We start from the raw sequence: 21022 nt of genomic DNA, 5'->3' as shown, positions 1-21022 counted from the left end.
GAGACCTCCTCCGGGGTTCGAATGCGGAGTCATCCCAACGTCCACCGCTGGCTGCTGCCGCCGTTGCAGGTCTGCAGTTCGGCGAGGGTGCCGTCGGCGGTGGCCCCTCCGGCGACGCCCAGGCACAGGCCCGACTGGACGCCGGTGATGGTGCCGTTGGTGTTCAGCGTCCACTGCTGATTGCTCTGGCCGTTGCACGACCAGATCTCCGCCTTCGTCCCCGGCGTGGTCTGGTTGTTGTAGGCGTCCAGGCACATCTGGCTGCTGCCGGAGTAGACGGTGAACTGGTTGGACGCGGAGTGCGTCCATGTCTGGTTGGCGCCGCCGTTGCAGCTCCAGATCTCCACCTGGGTGCCGGCGGTCGTGGTCGAGTCGGGTACGTCAAGGCACTTGCCCGCACCCACCGCGTGCACCGCCCCGGTCACGCTGGTGCCGCCGCCGGTGCCGCCCGCGACCCGGTACATCACCGTGCCGTGCGCCGGCACCGAGGCGCTGATCGTGCCCGAGGTGGTGGAGGACGCTCCCGACCACAGGTCGGTCAGGGTGTAGGCGGACGCCCCGGTCTTGCCGATCGCGGCCGCGGTGGTCGAGATGGTCGCTGTCGAGCCCGTCTCGTTGAACAGCGCCACCGACACGTCCCCGTTGGCCAAAGGCTTGGCCAGCACGTCCCGGCCTCCCGAGGAGGAGACCATGGTGCCCTGCTTGCCGAGGGGGTCCTGGTCGACCGCGATCACCCGGGAGTTGGTCAGCGTGGAGAGGGTCTCCGCACTGGCCGAGGGGATGTTGGTGCCCGCGATCAGCGGCGCGGCCATCTCCGCCCACAGGCTGAACTCGCTGCGGCTCTCGGTGGCCGTCATCGAGCCGTTGCCGACCTCCAGCATGTCCGGGTCGTTCCAGTGGCCGGGGCCCGCGTAGGAGGCCAGTCCCACGTTGCTGTGGAAGATCGACAGCATGCTGGCGAAGTTGGCGCTGATGTCCCCGGTGGTGCGCCAGCTGTTGCCCACGCCCGCGCCCCAGGTCCACACGTTGTCCTGGCCCCAGTTGCACAGGCTGTACAGGATCGGCCGGCCCGTGGCCGCCAAGGCGTCCCGCATCGCGGTGTACCGGCTCTGCGCGGACACCCCGTTGTTGTTGCAGTTGTCGTACTTCAGGTAGTCCACGCCCCACGACGCGAACGACTGGGCGTCGGTGCTCTCGTGCCCCAGGCTGCCCGGATACCCGGCACAGGTGGCGGTTCCCGCGTCCTCGTAGATCCCCAGCTTCAGCCCCAGGGAGTGCACGTAGTCGGCGGTGCCCTTGATGCCGTCGGGGAACTTGGCGGGGTCCGGCACCAGGCGGCCGCCGGAATCGCGGTTGTGGGTCATCCAGCAGTCGTCGATGTTGACGTAGGAGTAGCCCGCCGCCTGCATGCCGTTGGTGTGCATCGCCTGCGCGGTGGACTTGATCAGCGATTCGGAGACGTTGCAGCCGTAGGCGTTCCAGTCGTTGAAGCCCATCTGCGGGGTCAGTGCCAGCCCGTTGCCCAGCGCGGCGGCGGGCTGCGCCGTACCGAGGGAGACGAGGGGTACGCCCACGCAGAACAGCGCGACGGAGAAGGCGAACGCCAACATCCTGCGCAGGGACGGTGGCGGGAACGGTGGCAAGAGGTGTCCGACCCTCCTGGTAATCATGTGCATGTCATCCACTCCTGGGCCGGGTTGCGGCGGAACACGCCGTGGGGCAGAAGGACTCAGCGGTATCCGGCCGCGATGACGTTGGCCTGGACCGCGTTGTCGGTCGCGTCGGAGGGGTAGCCGGCGACGATGGCCCCCTCGTAGAAGGTGCCGGCGCTCAGGTTGGCACCGCCACCGGGCTTGCAGCAGTCACCGCCGCTGCCCAGAACGATGGCGCCCTGCTTCTTCATCGGGCTGTATCCGCCGGGCAGCGCGCCGTCCCACAGAGTCGTCAGGCTGCCGGACTGCGCATTGCCGCCCTTGAGGGCGAACCTCGACGTCCCGTTGTTCTTCAGCATCGCGGTGACGAACTTGACGGGGAAGGCCCGCTGACCGGTGTTCCAGGACTGGCTGCCCCCGGAGTACAGCCCCCATTCGAGATCGGCCTGGACCCAGGGACCGCTTCCCGAGCAACCGCCGAACCAGCACTCGGTGCCGAAGTTGATCGCGTCCATCGCCCCGGCCGCGTCGGCCTTCCGCGTCGTCTCGCTGTTGCCGTAGTCGAAGCAGCAGCCGCTGTTGACATGGGTGCCGCTGGTCACCATGTACGCCCCCTCGGGCGCGCTGCCGGTCGGAACACCCGTCAGATGACCGTCCCGCCAGTAGCTGTTGCCCGGATTGATGTACAGCGAGTACGCCTTGGTGCCCCCGGCGGTCAGCGACTCCGAGGTCGCCTTCGCGGGACTGCTCTGACTCGATCCCGGAACCTGGGCCGATCCCTGGTACCACAGGTCGTTGCCGCGCCCGGACTGGTCGTAGACGACCGTGATCACACAGGAGGTGCCCCCGCAGAACGAGTCCTGCGCCGCCGCGTCGGCGAAGCCGCCGGACGCCCGTACGCCGATGTTCCTGGTCGCGTTGTCCGAGGCACGCCTGACCTGGTACAGGCTGCCGCTGTACGACCCGTAGAGCGCCCGCACGGTGCTGTGCGCGGCCACGCACGGCGTACCGCCCGCGGAGTAGATGTCGCACGGGCCGGACCCGCCCGGCCCGGGCGGAGGTGTCGACGTGGTCCACTTCTGGTTGCTCTGGCCGTTGCAGGTCCACAGGATGACCGCGGTGCCGTTGGCCGTGCCCGCCCCGTTGACGTCCAGGCACAGGCCGGACTGGACACCGGTGACGGACCCGTCGGCGTTCTGCCGCCACGCCTGGTTCGACTGCCCGTTGCACGTCCAGATGATCACCGGAGTACCCGGCGCCGTCCGGTTGTCGTAGGCGTCCACGCATCGGGTGCCGCTCATCGTCCTCAGCTCGCCCGCCGAGGTGAACTCGAACGCCTGGTTGGGCTGGTTGTCGCAGTCCTGGATGTCCAGCGCAGTTCCCGGCGTGTCGACGTCGCCCTTGACGTCCAGACACCGCCCCGACGCCGAACTCACCAAGGGCGCCGGCGTCGCTGCCCGGGCGGGTGCGGGTGCGGACCAGGTCTGTGAAGTCGCCGACATCATGGCAAGCAGCGCCATCACGCCTGTGGCGGCGAACGCCGGTAAGCGTCGTCTGCGGGCCGTAGGACTCCGACGGGAAAGGGGTGAAGGCCGCATTCTGTTCCTCGGGAAATGTGGGGGAAGGTGACAGAGGGTGCTGTGCCTGGTCGAACGGGATGTTCGTGGACCGTCGCCGCCACCGGCATGGCCGCGGGATCCGGACGCCTCATGGCGGCGTGGGCACTCAAGAGCACTCACAGGAACCACTCAGACATCCCATGTCCTAGTGATTCCACAGGTCCGTCACCGAGTCAATACGCTCGGGACTCCCAATCGAACTCTGATCCATCCCATGTATTGCGCCTGGTCACAACGTTCCGAGGGCATGCCGGAGCCCGCGTCCGGCGAGGGCCGCCGTGCCGGACGCGGGTGTACGTTCCGATCCCCCCGAAGCGATCCTGGGGCGGGAGCGCGCGCTGCGCGCCGGGTCACTTCACCTGAAGTTCCAGTGCTGGTTGGCGCCGCCGTTGGCGTCCCAGATCTGGACCGGGGCGCCATTGCCGGTCTGTCCGCTGGGGATCTCCAGCGCCCGGCCGGAGGCGACGTTGACCAGGGTGTACGAACCGTCGCTGTTACCGCTCGCCCGCCAGTGCTGGTTCGCACCGGCGTTGGAGTCCCAGACCTCCATCCGGGTGCCGTTGCTCGTCTGGCCGCCCGGCTCGTCCAGCACCCGCCCGCTGGCGACGTTCGTCAACGTGTAGGAGCCGTCGCTGTTCTGACTCGCCCGCCACTGCTGGTTCGCACCGCCGTTGGAGTCCCAGACCTGCAGGAGCGTGCCGTTCGCCGTCTGGCCGCCCGGCACGTCCAGCACCCGGCCCGCGGCGACGTCGGTCAGCGAGTACACCTGTCCCGAGACGATGCCACCGCCCGGATTCCCCGTACCTCCGCCGAGCGCGGAGAGCGACGCGTCGTAGGCCGGCTTCTTGTTGCCGTTGTTGTCGAACAGCAGCGGGTTCTCCCCCGTCCGCCACGAGTCGCTGTCCCTGATCCCCCACACCGTGATGCCGGTGCAGCGGGCGACGTTCATGCACGCCCGGACCGTGTTCCCGTACGCGGTCGCCGAGGCCTGGGCGATGTCGAGTTCGGTGATCTGGACGTCGACGCCGAGCGCGGCGAAGTTCGACAGGGTCGTCTGGAAGCTCGACGGCGGGCCACCGGAGCCGAAGTGGCTCTGGAGGCCGACACAGTCGATGGGCACACCGCGCGCCCTGAAGTCCCTGACCATGCTGTAGACGCCCTGCGTCTTGGCATCGCTCCAGTTCTCGATGTTGTAGTCGTTGTAGCAGAGCTTGGCCGAGGGATCGGCGGCCCGGGCGGTGCGGAAGGCCTCCTCGATGAAGCCGTTGCCGAGCACGTTCTGGAAGACCGAGCTGCGGTGCTGACCGCTGCCGCCGTCGGCGAACGCCTCGTTGACCACGTCCCAGGCATAGATCTTGCCCTTGAAGTGGTTCATCTCGGTGGTGATGTGGTTGTTCATCACGCTGCGCAGAGTGCCTGCGTCACCGATGGAGCCGACCCAGCCGGGCAACTGCCCGTGCCACACCAGGGTGTGGCCGCGCATCCGCTGCCCGTGTGCCGTGGCGTGGCTGACGATCTGGTCGGCCGGGCCGAAGTTGAAGTTGCCGCGGGACGGTTCGGTGGTGTCCCACTTCATCTCGTTCTCCGGGGTGATCATGTTGAATTCCCGGTCGAGGATCGTGGCATACGTCGAGTTGCCGAGTTTCCCGGCGGCCACGGCCGTACCGAAGTAGCGGCCGCTGTCGGCAGCCGCCGCGCCCAGCGTGCCGAACGCCGCGTGAGCGGTGAAGCTCGCCGCCGGTCCGGTCAGGGCCAGTGCCATGCCGGCCAACAGGCCGGTGGCCGAGACCAGGGCCCTGCGGACCAAAAGCTCGTCGTTGAGCCAGGACATGAAGGATCAACCTCCTTGTGCGGGTGCGTGAGAGGGACGGACACCGGCCAGGGGCCGGTGCCGCGGTGGAGTGGGGTCATGAGTTCAGGACACCGGCAGAGCGGTCCACTGCTGGTGGGCTCCGCCGTTGCAGTCCCACAGGACCAGTTGCGTACCGTCGGTGGTGGACGCGTTGGGGTCGTCGAGGCAACGGCCGGAGACCGGGTTGCGGTAACCGCCGTTGTACGTCTGCCATTGCTGGTTGGTGCCGCCGTTGCAGTCCCAGATCTCGATCTTGGTGCCGTTGGCGGTACCGCGGCCCGTGACGTCGAGGCACTTCCCGAGCGCCCTCAGGGTGCCGTCGGAGCGCGCGGACCACGTTTGCGCGGCGGAGCCGTCGCAGGACCGGATCTCCGCGGCGGTCCCGTTGGCGCTGTTGCCGCCGCTCACCCCCAGGCACTTCCCCGCGATCCCGGAACGCACCTGCCCGCTCGTGGAGTCCGGCGGCTTGATCCAGCCCGCCGCGTCCGCCGCCTGGATCCCCGCGTTGAAGGCGTCCGCCATCTTGCCGAAGCCGCTGTCGTTGGGGTGCAGGGAGTCGGACAGGTCCGCGGCGGTCAGGGCGCTCATGTCCACCAGACGTACGTGTTTGCCGGCGGCCTGCTCGGCCTGGACGATCCCGGGCAACTTGGCGTTGAACGCGGGCCGGTTGGCCTCCTCGGTGCCGCTGGTGGAGATGATCACGGTGCCGACGAGGACGGTCGCGTCGGGTACGGCTCTGGTGATCTGGTCGATGAGCGCGTGGAGCCGGTCGGCAGCGGTCGGGATCTGGTAGTTGCCGTTCAGGTCGTTGGTGCCGATCTCCAGGGTGACCACGTTCGGCCGGTAGCGTGCCAGCACGGAGTCCGCGATGCCGGCGATCTGGTCGATCCGCCAGCCGGAGTGGCCTTCGTTGTCCGGGTCGGACATGGTGCCGTTGCGCCCCGAACCGACGAAGTCCAGGGTGTGCCCCTCGGCCGTCAGCTTGTTCCCGAGGAAGCCCCGGTAGCTGTTCCCGGACGGGCTGCCGACGCCCCAGGTGATCGAGTCTCCCAACGGCATCAGCCGCAGGGGCGTGGCCGCGGCGGCCCGCGTGCTGGAGGGCGGCGCCTCGGCGGCGGTGGCCGCGCAGGGCCACGCGGCGCCCATGCCGAGGGTGGCCGCCATCGCCGCGGGCAAAGGTGCCCAGTACTTCTTCATCAGCGTTCCTCACTGGGTGCGGGTCAGTGGGTGGGGGGTGAACGAACCGCCGGTCCGTGCAGGCGTTTTGGAGGCGCGAGCAGGTCAGCGGGGGGTGAAGTCCTGGTTGGTGCCGGGTGCGTTCTTGCACTGCCACTGGTCGAGTTGCTGGCCCAGGTTGCTGCCGCCGCCGTAGACGTCCAGGCACAGACCGCTGTTCTGGTTCTTGAAGGAGTACGAGCCGTCGGACTGCTGTACCGGCAGCCACAGAGCGCCGGACGCTCCTCCCGCGGCCTGCTGCACAATGTTCGGCGTACCGGCGGTCGTGGAGCCGCCGGCCACCGCCACGACCTGTCCGGAGCTCTGCGCGCGCAGTTGCCCGTAGCCGCCCGAGACCGGCACGAACTCGAACTGCTGGTTGCCCTGCCCGTTGCAGGTCCACTGGTCGATCGCGGCGCCCGCGCTGGTGGAGTTGCCGTACACGTCCAGGCACAGGCTGTTGCTGCCGATCACCAACTGGTGGTAACCCGTGGGGAAACCGCCGCCGCCCGAGGACTGGACGCCCGCCTGCTGGATGACGTCTCTGGCGCCCTGAGGCCAGTTGGTGCCGCTGACCAGGACGTTGCCGGTGAGGACGTTGTTGTGCGGAGGGCCGGTGGCCACGTAGGTGTTGCCGCCGTTGTACCAGTTGCCGGAGAAGGTGCTGTCGTCGGTGTGGTTGTTCGCGTTGGCGTTGGTGAGCGCCCAGTTGCCCGCGTCCTGCACGACGTTGGCGGACACCTTCAGGTATCGGGAGCCCTCGTCGAGGTACAGCGCGGTGGTGCGGTTGTTGTCGTACATGTAGTTGTCGGAGATCACCGAGCCGGGGGCCGCGGACAGGCTGTAGATGCTGCCGCCGTCGAACATCGCGTTCTTGGTGTCGAAGACGAGGTTGTGGGAGACGGTGTTGTTCTTCAGCGTCGTGGGAGTGCTGTAGATCGGCTGGTAGTTGTACGTGCCGCGGTTGACGTAGTCCTGGCTGCCGCCCGGGTCGTTCATCCCCCAGCCCCAGCCGATGTCGATCCCGTCGTAGGGCAGGTGGTCGCACTGGTTGTGGTTGATCGTCGCGTTGGTGACGTAGGTGGACAGGATTCCCGCGGTCTCCTTGTAGTCGGTGCCCACCCCGCTGACCTTGTTGTTGCTGATGGTGATGTTCTGGTTGGTCATCTGCGGGTTGGCGGGGTGGTGTGCGTCCGGCTGGATCCCGCCGACCTGGATGCCGCTGCCCGCGAGGTCGGTGAACGTGTTGCCGGTGACGGTGACACCGTTCGCGCCGAGTCCGGTGCCGGAGGCCGTGGCGACGCCGTCGTTTCCCACGCCCAGTCCGGCCTGCCCGAGTTCGGAGAACGTGTTCCCCGAGAAGGTGATGCCGGTGGCGGCGGAGACCTGGACCGCCGCGGGCATCTGCACCCAGTGGTTGCGGGTGGCCTCGAACTGTGTGCAGCCCGACTTGCAGGTGCTCAGCCAGTTGGCCGGCATCGCGTAGGCACCGGTGATGTGGGCGCCGCTCTGCTGGTCCGCGTAGCCGTCGGGTCCGCTCGGGCCGAGCCAGGAGGTCCCGGTGAACCGTATGCCGGCGAATCCGAGGCCGGTCACGGGTGAGCCGTAGCTGCCGCTGATGCCCAACAGGCTCTGCAGCCGGGGCAGTTCCACGTCGAGACTGTTCGGGTTCTGCCCCGGCTGGGCGCGGTAGTAGAGGTCGCCGGTGGACGAGTCGAGGTACCACTGCCCGGCCTGCTTGAGGAACGCGTAGTTGTTCTCCAGGTACATGGTCCCGCCGGCGAAGGGCGCGTTGACGGTGTCGTAGCCCCAGGAGTTGTTGTTCCAGGCGGGCTGCTGCATGGTGATGGTCCTGCCGCTGATCGACTGGACCGGCGCGTAGCGGTCGGTGAAGGAGTTGATGCTCTCGACTTCCATGTGGCTCTGGTCCGAGAGGCCGGCCAGGTAGTCGAGGGACGAGTCGGTGACGGTCAGTCCGGTCTGGGTGAAGGTGAAGCCTGAGCGGGGCACCTGGATCGCCGCGCGGGGCGCCTGCTTGCCGTTCACGTACAACTGACGTGTGTTCACGCCGGTGCCGACGTGGGCCGACCAGATGTTGCTGTTCTGATCATGAACCTGCCAACCAGATATCTGCTGGGCGCCGCTCACGACCGGCTGCTGCCCGGACATGGCCTGGTAGGTGATCGTGTGGCCGTTCTGGCCGCCGTCGCCGGAGCCGAAGGTCAGCGGCTTGGACTGCCGGTAGGTGCCGCCGGCCAGGTGGACCACGACGTCGGAGTCGGCCGAGAGCCGGTGCGCGGGCTGCCGCGCCTGGTCGATCGTCGCGAACGGCTGCCCGGCGGTGCCGTTCCCGCCCGCGGGCGCACCCGGCGCCACGTACAGCTCGGCGGCCGATGCCTGGCGCTCGGGCGATACGGCGAACGCGGCACCGGCCGTGGGCAGACTCCCGGCCAGTAAGGCGAGCAGAGCCAGGGGGGCGGCCCGGAGGCCGCGGAGCGCTCCGGCTCGGGACATCGTCATCCTCCAGTGGTGGCGGTGGCATTGGATGCGGACGCCCAGTGGCGATCCGGTCGGACGGTAGGAAGATCTCGGAAAGTGCAGGGCGCCGGGCACCGGAGCGGCGAAGCCCCGGCTCCGGGTCCCGCACGGCCCGTGGCCGGTGGTGAGACCGGTCACGGGCTCGAGCCACTCCCCTCAGCCGAGGCTCCATCGCTGGTTGGAGCCGCCGTTGCAGGTCCATAGTTCGGCCAGGGCGCCGTTGGCCGTGGAGGCGCCGGTGACGTCGAGGCAGAGTCCGGACTGAATGCCGGTGACGGTGCCGTCGGAGTTCAGCTGCCACTGCTGGTTGGCACCGCCGTTGCACGGCCAGGTCACCACCTTGGTGCCGGCGGTGGTCTGGTTGTTGTAGGCGTCCAGGCACATCTGGCTGCTGCCGCTGTATACGGTCAGCTGGTTGGAGGAGGTGCGGGTCCAGCTCTGGTTGGCGCCACCGCTGCAGTCCCGGATCTGCAGCTGCGTGCCGGCCGTGGTGGACGAGTTCGGCACGTCCAGGCACTTGCCCGCGCCCACCGCGTGCAGCGCGCCGGTGCCGGTCCCGCCGGTCGCATTGCTGTATCCGGCCGCGGTGATGTTGGCCTGGACCGCGTTCTCGGTGGCGTCCGACGGGTAGCCGGAGGTCATCACGCCCTCGTAGAAGGTGCCTTGGGCGCCCTTGCTGTTGTCGCCGCCGATGCCCAGGATGATGGCGCCCTGCTTCCGCATCGGGTTGTAGCCCGCGACATTGGGGCGCGGACCGTCGTAGAACGTGGACAGGCTGCCCGACTGCGCGTTGCCGCCGCGGATCGCCCAGTGGTTCGGGCCGCCTTTGACGATGGCGGTCGTGTACCGGTAGTTGATGGTCGGGTCGTTCGCGTTGTAGTGCTGGTTCACCCCGGAGAACAGGCCGTTCTCCAGGTCGGCCATGATCCAGGGGCCGTTGCCCGCACCGTAGCCCCAGACCTTGATGTTGCCGAAGTAGATGGCCTCCATGGTGCCGTTGCCGTCGTCGTTGCTGTCCGTCTCGGCATTGCCGTAGTCGAAGCAGCAGCCGCCGTTGTAGTGCGTGCCGTCGAAGATCGCGTACATGCCCTCGGGGTTGTCCCCGGTCGCGATGCCGTTGGTGTGGTTGTTGCGGTATCCCGTACCGGGTGCCACGAAGACGCCGTAGGCCTTGTGACCGCCCACCATGGTGGGCGCGGCCGTAGCGTTCGCGAGGTTGTCGGGACCACCCGCGGCACCGCCGCCGGGCGCCTGGGTGAGGTTGTTCCCGCGACCGGACTGGTCGTAGATGATCGAGATCAGACAGGTCGTCCCCGAGCAGAACGAGTCCTGCGCGGCGGCGTCGGCGTACCCGCCCGCACTCAGGACGCCGACGTCGCGGGTGGTGTTGTCCGAGGCGCGCCTGACCTGGTAGAGCGGCCCGTTGTACGAGGCGTACAACGCCCGCGTCGTGCTGTGTGCCGCCACGCAGGGCGTCCCGCCGGCCGCGTAGAGATCACACGGTCCGGAGGTGGCGGCCCGGGCCGTCCCGGTCGTGGCCGTGGCACCGGCCAGCGCACCGACGGCGAGCACGGCCGCGGCCCCCGCCCGGGCGAATGTTTTCGGCCGAGAGGTGCGGGAGCGCTCCCACGATCGGACAGATGCCTGATCCAACTCATTTCCCGGCCTTCCGCGGCGCCGTACCGCAGCGAGCAGACGTTGGACGCCACCGCGCCCGAACAGCACGTGGCGTCTCGTACCTGTCGTTCCCATCCGATCTCCCTACCCTGCCGGCGGAACCCAGTCGGGTTCTGTGCTGGTGGCGCTGACACATGCGGAAGCGCTTGAAGGTGCCGATCTTTCAGTGGGATTGCAGAGAGGTTTCGGGGGGAGACGGTGCTCCCGATTCCGCAGTGCTGTCAAGGGTTCCGGCCTCCTCCGTCCGGCCTGGGTGCCGAATCGGTTCGATCGCCGATCTCCCCGGATCCTCGTCGACCGGCCCGCCCGAGCAGATCCGGCATGACAGTGGACGAGCGGCGGCGCGCCCTCACGCCGACGCGGCTCGGCGCGTCGGCGTGAGTCGGACCGACGGCCGGGCCGCGATCGCTCAGCCACCCTCTGCAATGCCACTGACCTGGGGCGCGGCCGCCGAACAGCGGTTGACGAGGGATCAGTGCGCACCGCACCGGCCGATGAGACGGTCCCCGACCCGTCCTTGGGAGCGTTCTTCGGCGTGCGGCGCCATTGCCCCCGCCCCGCGCCGGTCGTACCATCTCGTCGAAGCGCTTGCGCGGAACCGATTCGATTCCGGCCTTCCCGCAACGCGTGAGACGCGGAACGCGTGTCGGGCCCGGCAGCCCGACGCCGCTCCCTGCGTACTCCTGGTGCTCAAGCGTTCGTTCTGCGTCACTTCGGTGCCACAGCGAGGCACTTCGGTGCTGGGCGCAAGGACGGGCGGGTCTGTCCATGGGCGGCACCTGGAACGGACGGTAGCCCCGCTGCCGGGCGACTCAGCCGACGAGCGCACCGGTACACGACCTGCCGCCGTCCGCGCCGGGCCGCCGACCGGCGTGGTACGGCCCTGGGGCGGCGACGGTGTCCGACCTCCGCGACGGCGTGGGTGGGGTCGGCGCAGTTGCCGGGCGCGGCGTGGAAGGTCACGCCGCTGCCTCCGCCCCCATCCCACGGGCCCCGGTGAGTCTTGGGACACGTTTTACGCGACACATGCAACTGCCACCCGTGCCGTCCCTGTCTGACAGGAAGACGGGCCCGTCAGGGCCGAACAGCGAGAAGACCGGGGCAGTTCGTGGGACGGCGCAAGGGCAGCATATGGATCGCATGCGTCACGGGCGTGATGCTGGTGGGCGCGAGCGCCTGCGGCGGGGGCGGCAGCGACAAGGCGAGCGGGGACGACGCAAAGGCGTCGGGAAAGCCGGGCGCGAGCACCTCTCCGTCACCGACGACACCCGCGGGCCCGCCGATGCTGCTGGAGACGATCACCCCGCAGACGGGAACCACGGTCGGCGTCGCCATGCCGATCTCGGTGATCTTCACGAACCCGGTCGCGGCCAAGGCGCGGGCCACAGTGGAGAAGCACATGAAGGTGAGCGCCTCCCAGACGGTGGCCGGCGCCTGGCACTGGATGGGTGACAAGCGCGCCGACTGGCGCCCGAAGACGTACTGGCCCTCCGGTACGACGGTGAAGATCGACGCCGACATGAAGGGGGTCAGCAACGGCAACGGACGCTACGGCGTACACGGTTACACGCACACCTTCAAGATCGGTGACGACGTGCGCGCGGATGTCTCGGTGACCGGCCACACCATGAAGGTGACCCGCAACGGCGCGCCGGTGCGCACCCTGTCGATCAACGCGGGCAGCGCCGAGTATCCGACGTGGGACGGCACGATGGCCGTCATCGACAAGCAGGAGAAGGTCCATATGACCTCCTGCAGCGTCGGTATCAGCTGCGACAAGGGCAGCCCCAACTACTACGACCTGACACTGCCCTGGGACATCCACCTCACCCAGTCCGGCACCTACGTCCACTACTCGACCGGCGACCCGAACCCGGGCAGCGGCAGCGCCCGCGGCTCGCACGGCTGCGTCCACCTGTCCCTGGCGGACGCCAAGTGGTTCTACGGTCAGGTCAAGCAGGGCGACCCCATCACCATCACCGGCTCACCCCGCGGCAAGGCCCCGGCCGACAACGGCTACGCCGACTTCAACCTGGGATGGGACCAGTGGCTCGCGGGCAGCGCCTCCGGGGAGGGCACGACCGCCGCCCTGTGATGCACCGCGGTGACGGCATCGGTCAGCACTTGCCGACTGACGGGCGGGTTCCGGACTCCGGTCTTCGCCGATGCGTGGCGGGTGGCCGCGTTCCAGGGGCGGCACCTGGTTGGGGCCGGCGTTCGCGCAGGTTGTGGCCGGGGGTGCAGGCGTAGCCCGGATGTCCCGCCCGCCCCCTCGGGGTCGTGGCCATCGGCCGGTCATTCCGGCAAGGCGGGGGGCCGACCGGGAGTGCCGGTTGCTACCGGGGGCGACCGGTGACGTACCGGCTGCGAGTGTCGGACAGGCCGACGCGAGCCGTCCTGAGCTTGCCGACCGACTCCGCATTGCAGCGGCGCTTCGGTCCCTCGGGGCCGAGGTGGCTGCCTTGATGCTGGTCCGAAGCGTCATGTACGAGTCGGCAACCCGCTTGATCACACGCTGGGCGGCCTACGCCCCGAACCCGCGGGCCTTCAGCTCGCCCGCCCTTGAGCCCGAAGTGGCCGCACGAGACCAGCGATACCCGGTTCGCGGTCTCGTGCGACCCGCGCAGGGTCCTCTCAACCGCCGGTGCCTGCCCTGACCGCTGTGACGAGGTCATGGCGACCACTTCTGACCCCGTCCTACCTCGCCGGCTCAGTCGAGAACCAGAAGCGGCCGGACCGAGCGCCGCACCGTCGCGGGAGCCTTCCGCAGCGATGCGACGGCGCTCCGCGCCGCCCGGCCTTCTGTCCGGCCAACGGACGGCAGGCACGGGGCCTTTGGTGGTTGCCTCGGCGGGAGGTGAGTTGCCCAGACTGCCACCGCGACATCCACGCCCAAGCCCCTCCCACAGCCACCAAGGCGGCGGTCACGGCCTCGAAAGGCGCCGTCAAATCCCCGGACGCCACCCTGGGGAAGGGCTGGAAGACCTCCGGCGACCGGGCCGTGACCAGCGCCGCCGACAGCGACGGGCTGCATCTGCTTGTCGCGGACAGCAAGGACGCCTACGCGTGGAAGACGGTCACGGTGCTGAGCGAGCCGCAGCTTCCGGCCGACACCTGGATCGGCAACAGCTGTGTTCACGCTCCCCGCACCTTCACCAGCAAGCCGGATCTGAGATGGGCGGCGCGTTTCGCATGGACGCCTTCCTCGGCCTCGACGTGCACGGCGCCACCTTCGGACAGATCGGCTACGGCATGCGAGTCCAGCACCACCACCCCCGCCGAAGAGAAGACGACGAGCTGTCCGTGCACACGCCGCTGACGAAGGAGGCCAAGGGCGTGATCGGCACGGCCGAACTCGCCCGGATGAAACCGACCGCGACTCTAGTCAACACAGGCCGCGGAGGGGTCGTGGACGAGGAAGCCCTCCTTACGGCCCTGTGCCGCGGGGATCTTCACTCGGCCGGACTCGGCGTCATGACCGGCGAGCCGCGCACGGACCCGTCCGACCCCCTGCTCAACGAGCCGCGCGGATCGCCTCGGTGGCAGAGCCCACATGGGCAGCACCACCAGGTGCGTGGTGGACCTCGCCGCACGCACCATCGAAGCAGTGCTGGACGGCGGCCCCGCACCCATCCCCCTCCCCCGAACACCCGACCTGCCCGGCCGGCCGGCCCCGCAGGCGGGGTAGCAGGCGCCCCGCGTGCTCGCCGCGCGCCTCCTCATGGGGGACATCACCATTGCCACGCCCGGGTCCCGGGCCGCCACGCGGCGCGCGCCCGGACAGCCACCCACACCCCCGCGGCTCGCGAACGGACCGTCGGCCCGCCCGGCGGCAGCAGGACCTGCTGTGATCCGGCCACAGCGAGCCGCAAGCCAGCCTAAAATGGAACAAAGTCTCCCAGGGTGATCGAGGGCAACGTGTCGGCCGACGGTGAGGCATCGAGCTCGTACCCGTTCGGCACCACACGTGCCGGCGAAGCGCCCGAGCGTGACGACGCGCTGCTCGGCGCCGCCGTCAGCGCCGCGGAGGTGACCGGCGCGCATGCCGCGAGTGTGTTCCTGCTCTCCGGCGACCATCGCTCCCTCGTGCTGGCCGCGGCATGCGGGACGCCACCCTCCCTCCTGGGCGGGTGGCGTCGGATCCCGGTCGACAGCCGCATTCCGGTGGCGGAGGCATACCGCTCGGGGCGTATGGTCCACCTGGCCGACGCGGAGGAGACGATGCGGCGTTTCCCCCAGCTCTCGGTCGCGGTGCCCTACCCGTTCGGCTCTGCCTCGGTGCCCGTGCGAGCGGGCAGGCGGACCTTCGGGGCGATGGCCGTGCTGTGGACGCCGGGGGCCGACCGGACGGGGCTGTCGAGGGCGCAGCGCCGGCAGCTGCGCTCCGCGGCCGACCGTCTGGGCACCGTACTCGTCGGTCTGAGCGCCCGCCGACTGCTCGGCGAATGGGACGAACGGACGGCTCCGGTGGTGGTCCCGATGCCGTCCGCTCCGCTGATACGGGTGGGCCTGTTCGACTGGAACCTCGACATCGGAGCCGTCACGGCCGACGACGAGCTGTGCGCGATCTTCGGTATCGCGCCCCGCGAGTTCGACGGGCGAATGGCCACCCTGGCGGCCAGAATCGACCCGGCGGACCTGCCCGGCTTCCGGTCCGCCGCGCGTGCGGCGGTCGAGGAGGGCCATGTGCTCGCGCACTGCGTTGGCATCCGGGACAGCAGCGGGAGGCTTCACACCGTCGAGCTGTGGGGGCGGGTGCCCGAGGACCCGCACGAACCGCAGACGGCGTCCCACCTGGTCGGCGCCGTGCTCGACTCCGGAAGCGGCATGGCTGCCATGGCCGCGCTGGAGCGGCTCGCGGACGGCTTCTTCGCTCTCTCCCCGGACGGCCGTGTCAGCTACGCCAACCACAGTCTCGAGAGTCTGCTCCGGGTCCGTCAGGAAGAACTGCTCGGCCAACGCCCCTGGGACGTGCTGCCCTGGCTGGCCGATCCCGTGTACGAGGACCGCTACCGGGCAGCCATGGTCTCCCAGCAACCGGTCTCCTTCCTGGTCCGCCGTCCACCCGACGAGTGGCTCGTCTTCTCCCTGCACCCCGGCGGGCAGGGCATGACGGGGTGGGCGGCACCCGTGCGGCAGCCGCTGCCCGAGGGGGCCGGACCCGGAACGTTCGTGGCGGAGGAGGGTCCGGCCGTCTCCTTGTCGCCCGCGCCCACCGCTCCCCGTCTGGGATCCCTCTACCGTGTGCTCCAGCTGAGCAGCGCCCTCACCGGAGCGGTCACCGCGCACGAGGTGTTCGACGCCGTCGCCGACCAGCTTCTGCCCGCTTTCGGCGGCCAGAAGCTGGCGATGGCCGTCGTGGAGGAGCGGCGCCTGCATCTGCTCGCGCAGCGCGGTTACTCGAAGCGCTTTCTCGCTGCGTTCGAAGGGACACCGCTGCATGCCCGACTGCCCGTGACGGACGCGCTGACCGCCGGGGCCCCGCTGTTCGTCGAGACCCGGGAGGAGCTCCTCAAGTCGTATCCCGGGATCCTGGTCGGCCGCTCGAACTCCTGGGCGTTCCTGCCGTTGATCGCCTCCGACCGCCCGGTCGGCGCCTGCATGCTCGCCTTCGACGACGTCCACCGGTTCCCCGACGAGGAGCGTGGCGTGCTCACCGCCCTGGGCGGCCTGATCGCCCAGGCCCTCGAACGTGCCAGGCTCTACGACGCCGAATTCGCCCTCGCCCGCGGCCTGCAGAACGCGCTGCTGCCCCACCGGCTGCCCACGCTGCGGGGCCTCCGTGTCACCGGCCGCTATGTCCCTGGCACCAGGGGGATGGACATCGGAGGCGACTGGTACGACGTCATCCCCGTCGGCAACGAGGTCGCGTTGATCGTCGGTGACGTCGAGGGACACAGCGTGGCCGCCGCGGCGGCCATGGGTCAGCTGCGCAGCGCGATGCGGGCTTTCGTCACCGCCGGCCATCGGCCGAGTGACGTCGTCGCAAGTACCAACCGGCTCCATCTGGATCTCGATCCCGCCCTGCTCGCCAGCTGCTGCTACGCCCTCCTCGATCCCCGTTCGGGCGTCGTGCGCATCGTCCGCGCGGGCCACTGCCCGCCCCTGCTGCGTCTGCCCGACGGACACGCCGAAATCCTGAACGTACCGGGCGGCCCGCTGCTCGGCGTGGAGGCGATGCCCGACTATCCGGAGGCACGGCTGCACCTCGTGCCCGGATCGGTCCTCGTCCTGTACACCGACGGGCTCGTCGAGAGGCGCGGCTCCGACATCATGGCCGACATCGGCAGGCTCCAGATCTCGCTGGCCCGCAGGGGAGGGGACCGTTTGGAGGATCTGGCCGACGGGCTGCTGCAGGATGCCTGCCGGTCCCCCGACAGGATGGACGACATCGCGCTCCTGCTCACCGAGTACGCCCCGCCGGCGGAGCCGGCCGCGGAACCACCGTCCACAGGTGCTGGGTTCGGTCCGCAGCGATGAACGGTGCAAGCTGGGCGAAGACTCGGCAATGGCGCCGCTGTCACGTTCCCCAGATCCTCCGGTACGCCTCCCGGTAACCCGACGGGTCCCATGTCGTGGCACCGCGGCTGTTGTCGGCCGTGGCGATGTGGACAGGGGCTACGTATCCGCTGGCGGGACGGCCGGAGAAGGCGCGGTTGAACTCGTCGACGATCTGCCAGCCCTGCAAGGACAGCGGCTCGGGCACCGTGGCCGCCTGGTACTGCCCGCCGTTGATGCGCTGGAAGGCCGAGGGGTCGCCATCCCCCGCGCCGATGTTGAAGGGCGGCCCGGAACCCTTCGTGCCGGCCGCGCGGAACGCCGGGGCGGCATCCGCGAAATAGAGGTCGTTGATGGCCACGGAGTGGGTCCACCTGCTCTGGAAGCGGGCGAGGAGCGAGGAGATCTCCTGCGGGGTGCGGCTGCTCGCGTCCGGCAGGGGGATGTTCTCGTACGCCAGCAGTCTCACGCCCGGACAGGTGGCGAGCTCCTTCCTGATCAACTCGGACTTGTTCCTGGCGAAGGGGATCGAGGCGTCGGTGAAGACCACGACCCCGGCGTGGCCGTTGGAGTTCGCGATGACCCATTGCCCGCTGACCCGGGCCACGTCCTCGACCTCGGTGGTGACGTTGGTGAAGAGCCGGGGCCGCCGACTGGGTCCGGGGGCAGCGACCGCGTGCCAGCCGACGAGCGGGATGCCTGCCGCGTGGGCCCGCGCGGCCTGCTGCGAGGTGGAGCCCGGGTCGAAGCCTCCGATGAGGATGCCCGAGGGCTTGAGAGTCACGGCCTCGCTCATCGCCGCCTCGATGCCGGCCGGGGTACCGCCACCGTCGATCACCCGGACGTTCCAGCCGATGACTCGTGCGGCTGCCCTTACGCTTTCCGCGACGCCCGCGACTCCCGGATTGGTCATGGTCTGAGCAACGTAGACGATGGTCTTCCCGGACGTCGCGGACGGGCCGCTGGTCGGTCCGTTCCAGGGCACGGCCGTCTTCTGCGCCTGTCCGACGGCGGCCTGGGCTCTTGCGTGGACCGCGGGGCAGCCGCTCGGACCCGTGTCGGAACCTTCGGGGTCACCGCTCGACGAGCCGCGTTCGCAGCCGGCCAGGACGGTTGCCGCAGCCAGAGCCAGCAGGGCGGTCGCGACGGACCGTGTCTTGAGCGGGCCGGGGGCGGCGGTGCGGTTGCGGTGCACGGGAGCTCCTCGCGGGGATGAGCGGGAGGATGTGGTCGGAAGCACTCTGGTGGTGCCCATGACGTCATTCATGGAGAGGTGTGTGTCGCACCGCCTTCCCGCGTCGGGGAGGACGGTGGTACGGCGGGCGCGTCGCGGGCCCGGACGGTGCCGCTGCGCAGGCGGCGCGCGGAGTAGCCGGCCAGGCCGACGGCGATGAGCAGGGTGCCGCCGTAGAACAGTGGGACCGTCCAGAAGTCGGCGCCCATCTGGGCGATGCCGGTCAGACCCACGGCGAGGACGGCGACGGCGACGAGGGTGCCCATCGCGTTGGGGCGGCCGGGTTTGATCGCGGTGGAGCCGAGCAGGGCGCCGACGAAGGCGGGCAGCAGGTAGTCGAGTCCGACGCTCGGGTTGCCGATCTGCTGCTGGGCGGCGAGCAGCACACCGGCGAAGCCGACGATCAGCCCCGATGCGGCGAACGCGTAGATGCGGTACCTGCGGGTCGGGATGCCGACGAGGTCGGCCGCGCGCGGGTTCGAGCCGACGACGTACAGGTACCGGCCGAGCGGCAGCCGCTCCAGCACCAGCCAGAGGCCGACGGCGAGGGCGAGCACGTAGAAGGCGGGGACCGGAAGGCCGAGGAACTTGGAGTCGTAGATGTCGGTGAAGGCGGCCGGGAGGCCCTGCGGGCCGGACACGATCCGCCCGCCGCCGGTGATCCAGCCGGTCACGGCGTACATCATGCTGCCGGTCCCGAGAGTGGCGATGAAGGAGTCGATCCGGCCGAACTCGACGATGACGCCGTTGAGGACGCCCACGACCGCCCCTCCGGCGATCACCGCGAGGCAGGCGAGCGGCCAGGGCCACCCGGCGTTGACGACGAGCTGCATCACCATGACGTGCGCCAGGCCGAGGCCGTAGCCGATGGAGAGGTCGAACGCGCCGGTCACGATGGGGACCATTGCGGCGAGCGCGAGAAGGGCCGGGATCGACTGGTTGGACAGGATCGAGTCGACGGTGTCCCGGGTGGGGAAGGTGCGCGGCAGGGTGAGGGAGAAGATCAGGAAGAGCAGGGCGGTGAGGGCCAGGAGGCCGTAGGCGCCGATGAGGTGCCCGCCCGTGCCGCGCAGGCGGGCCGGGCGACTCGGCCTGCCTCGTCGGCCGAGTCCCTTCGGCCGGGGCGAGGTGGGGACGGGCGGGGGCGAGGCGGTCACGGGTTCGGCACGCTTCCGTGCGGTGGCATGGACGAAGCCGCCCGGGTGAGCCCGGCGACGGTGAGGTCCGGACCGCTCAGCTCGGCCGTCACGGCCCCGCGGACGAAGACCAGGGCACGTCGGCACACATCCACCACCTCCTCGAAGTCGGTGGAGATGAGCAGAACCGCGAGGCCGTCGGCCAGTGCCTCGTCGAGCAGGCGGTGAATCGCTGCCTTGGCGCCGATGTCCACGCTCGCGGTCGGCTCTTCGAGGACGAGAAGACGCAGGCCCGCCCGGAGCGACCGGCCGATCATGATCTTCTGCTGGTTTCCGCCGGACAGGATGGCGACGGGGGCCTCGCTGTCGCGGGGGCGCACCGAGAACCGTTCGATCAGGCGCGTGGCCTCGGCGCGTTCGCGGCGGGGGCTGATCCAGCGCAGCGCGGGCACGCCTCCCGCACGGGGGTTGGCGAGGAGGTTCTCCCGCACGGTCAGGTCGGCGAGGCAGCCCTCCTGCTGTCTGTCGTCAGACACGAGCGCGACACCGAGGGCGACGGCGTCGGCGACCGTACGGGGGCGGTAGGGGCGGCCGTCGAGAAGGGCACGTCCCCCCTGGAGGGCCCGGGAACCCGCGAGGGCTCGGCCAAGGTCCGTGTGTCCGGCACCCGAGAGGCCGACCAGGCCCAGGGCTTCCCCGGCCCTGAGCTCCAGACTGACCGGTCCCGCGCCGGCAGTCCGTACTCCGTCGAGGCTCAGGACGGCCGGGCCGCGGACCGGGGCCCTGACGGGGTGGTGGTCGGTCGGCTCCTCACCGACGATGTCGTGCACCAGGCCGGCAGGGCTCCGGCCCGCGAGTGCACCCTGGCTGACGAGACGGCCGTCGCGCAGAACGGCGAAGGTGTCGGCGACCTCGTACACCTCGTCAAGGCGGTGGCTCACGTAGAGGATGCCGTGACCCCGGTCGCGCAGGGTGTGCAGGACACCGAACAGCCGGGCGCAGTCCGCGGCGGGGAGGCGGGCGGTCGGTTCGTCGAGGACGATGAGCTTCGCCTGTGCCGCCAGGGCTCGTGCGACGGCGACCAGTGAACGCTCGGCCGGGGCGAGCCCGGCGATCGGTGCGTCGGGGTCGAGGTACCCGGCGACGATGCTCAGGGCTTCGATGCAGCGCTCTCGGTTCCGCCGCCAGGAGATCAGTCCGGCGCGCCGCGGATACCCGGCGGTCAGGGAGATGTTCTCCGCGACCGTCATCCAGTCCACCAGACCGAGATCCTGGTGGATGAAGGACATGCTGCGAGAGGCGGCCTGGCTCCCGAGCGGGTGCCCGTCCACTGTGATCCGCCCTGCGTCGGCGTGGTGAACGCCGGCGAGGACCTTGATGAGCGTCGACTTTCCGGCTCCGTTGGGACCGAGAAGGGCGAGGACGCTGCCGGCGTGGACGTCCAGATCGACCCCGGCCAGCGCGAGGGTACCGCCGAACCGCTTGGCGAGGCCGCGGACGCGGACCAGAGGTTCCACGGACGTCTCCGGTGATGGGCTTGGCGATTGTTCCCGACTGTCATGGGCGATGCTAGCCGGACACATGTCTAGATAGCGGACATT

Annotated in this window: 12 protein-coding genes and 1 pseudogene; 4 read left to right on the top strand and 9 right to left on the bottom strand. The window is 69.8% G+C overall.

The window, feature by feature from the left end:
- Positions 1-29: 29 nt before the first annotated feature.
- The 6 genes and pseudogenes from ACIRP7_RS23050 to ACIRP7_RS23025 all read right to left on the bottom strand — a co-directional run bounded on the left by ACIRP7_RS23050 (position 30) and on the right by ACIRP7_RS23025 (position 10628).
- Positions 30-1610, bottom strand: coding sequence for a glycoside hydrolase family 27 protein (locus ACIRP7_RS23050; RefSeq protein ID WP_403662496.1), 1581 nt, complete (start codon positions 1608-1610; stop codon positions 30-32).
- Positions 1611-1729: 119 nt separating this feature from the next.
- Positions 1730-3172 carry an arabinofuranosidase catalytic domain-containing protein gene (locus ACIRP7_RS23045; RefSeq protein WP_403662493.1) on the bottom strand — a complete coding sequence of 481 codons (1443 nt, stop codon included), beginning with the start codon at positions 3170-3172 and terminating at the stop codon, positions 1730-1732.
- A gap of 457 nt (positions 3173-3629) precedes the next feature.
- Positions 3630-5033, bottom strand: a pseudogene (locus tag ACIRP7_RS23040) (endo-1,4-beta-xylanase); the annotation flags it as partial.
- 153 nt (positions 5034-5186) lie between these two features.
- Entirely contained in the window at positions 5187-6320 is a 1134-nt protein-coding gene (locus ACIRP7_RS23035) for a ricin-type beta-trefoil lectin domain protein (RefSeq protein WP_403662490.1), read from the bottom strand.
- Positions 6321-6404: 84 nt separating this feature from the next.
- Complete coding sequence (locus ACIRP7_RS23030; RefSeq protein WP_403662487.1) at positions 6405-8852, bottom strand: RICIN domain-containing protein; 2448 nt, start codon at positions 8850-8852, stop codon at positions 6405-6407.
- Positions 8853-9032: 180 nt separating this feature from the next.
- On the bottom strand, positions 9033-10628 hold the full coding sequence (locus tag ACIRP7_RS23025; RefSeq protein ID WP_403662484.1) for an arabinofuranosidase catalytic domain-containing protein: 1596 nt from the start codon (positions 10626-10628) through the stop codon (positions 9033-9035).
- 1081 nt (positions 10629-11709) lie between these two features.
- Between ACIRP7_RS23025 and ACIRP7_RS23020 the strand changes: the two genes are divergently transcribed.
- From ACIRP7_RS23020 to ACIRP7_RS23005, 4 genes are all read left to right on the top strand, one after another.
- On the top strand, positions 11710-12648 hold the full coding sequence (locus ACIRP7_RS23020; RefSeq protein WP_403662723.1) for an Ig-like domain-containing protein: 939 nt from the start codon (positions 11710-11712) through the stop codon (positions 12646-12648).
- Between the two features lie 762 nt (positions 12649-13410).
- Positions 13411-13872 carry a hypothetical protein gene (locus ACIRP7_RS23015; protein ID WP_403662748.1) on the top strand — a complete coding sequence of 154 codons (462 nt, stop codon included), beginning with the start codon at positions 13411-13413 and terminating at the stop codon, positions 13870-13872.
- Complete coding sequence (locus tag ACIRP7_RS23010; protein ID WP_403662721.1) at positions 13806-14435, top strand: NAD(P)-dependent oxidoreductase; 630 nt, start codon at positions 13806-13808, stop codon at positions 14433-14435. The genes ACIRP7_RS23015 and ACIRP7_RS23010 overlap by 67 nt, the downstream gene beginning before the upstream one ends.
- Positions 14436-14456: 21 nt before the next feature.
- A complete protein-coding gene (locus ACIRP7_RS23005) occupies positions 14457-17033 on the top strand; it encodes a SpoIIE family protein phosphatase (RefSeq protein ID WP_403662481.1) in 2577 nt (858 codons plus the stop codon).
- 40 nt (positions 17034-17073) lie between these two features.
- On the opposite strand, the gene ACIRP7_RS23000 is transcribed toward ACIRP7_RS23005, so the two are convergent.
- The 3 genes from ACIRP7_RS23000 to ACIRP7_RS22990 all read right to left on the bottom strand — a co-directional run bounded on the left by ACIRP7_RS23000 (position 17074) and on the right by ACIRP7_RS22990 (position 21004).
- On the bottom strand, positions 17074-18246 hold the full coding sequence (locus ACIRP7_RS23000; RefSeq protein ID WP_403662478.1) for a substrate-binding domain-containing protein: 1173 nt from the start codon (positions 18244-18246) through the stop codon (positions 17074-17076).
- Between the two features lie 68 nt (positions 18247-18314).
- The gene (locus tag ACIRP7_RS22995) at positions 18315-19442 is read right to left on the bottom strand and encodes an ABC transporter permease (protein ID WP_403662475.1); all 1128 of its coding nucleotides are present in this window, start codon (positions 19440-19442) and stop codon (positions 18315-18317) included.
- On the bottom strand, positions 19439-21004 hold the full coding sequence (locus ACIRP7_RS22990) for a sugar ABC transporter ATP-binding protein (RefSeq protein ID WP_403662472.1): 1566 nt from the start codon (positions 21002-21004) through the stop codon (positions 19439-19441). The genes ACIRP7_RS22995 and ACIRP7_RS22990 overlap by 4 nt, the downstream gene beginning before the upstream one ends.
- Between the last annotated feature and the right edge of the window lie 18 nt (positions 21005-21022).

It is taken from the genome of Streptomyces sp. NPDC102270, assembly GCF_044766405.1.
GTDB lineage: Bacteria > Actinomycetota > Actinomycetes > Streptomycetales > Streptomycetaceae > Streptomyces.
Note: the sequence above shows the minus strand (reverse complement) of the source record. Positions and strands in the feature narration are given on the sequence as shown.